Annotated in this window: 1 protein-coding gene; it reads left to right on the top strand. The window is 66.0% G+C overall.

The features are described from left to right. Positions 1–91: 91 nt before the first annotated feature. On the top strand, positions 92–474 hold a 383-nt coding region (locus RM812_RS42265; protein ID WP_311586340.1), incomplete at its 3' end, for a hypothetical protein.

Here is a 474-nt window from a genome sequence, read left to right as displayed (position 1 = left end):
GCTCATGACCTACGAGCTGTCCGCACCCGGCATGCTGGGCACGGACAGAGCAAGGAACGGCAGACGACCGACAACAAGGGGGGCTGCGTCCATGATGCGGCGACAGATCAAGCTCGCGGCGGTCCTGGTCGTGGTGGTGCTCGCGCTCACCGGGTTCTCCACGTCCAGCAGCGGCAAGAGCGGAAAGAGCAAGGGCAGCAGCAGTTCGGGCGGCGGCTGCTCCAACTCCAAGAAGAGCAACAGCGGTTACCGCCACAACTACGACAACGACAATGACGACGACACCTCCTCGTCCGGCTCGTCCGGTTCCTACGCGACCCCGACGCCCACCGCGTCCGACGCCCCCGCCTTCCGGGTGATCCGCTGCGCCCAGCCGCGCAAGGGTAAGCGCAAGGCGGTCACCTCGTCCCTCATCGAACTGCGCTCCAGCGAGATCGGCTCGCAGAAGTACGAGGTCGACGTGGCCTTCCTCGA

It is taken from the genome of Streptomyces lancefieldiae (assembly GCF_031845825.1).
Lineage (GTDB): Bacteria > Actinomycetota > Actinomycetes > Streptomycetales > Streptomycetaceae > Streptomyces > Streptomyces lancefieldiae.
This window is presented reverse-complemented; position numbering and strand designations above follow the sequence as displayed.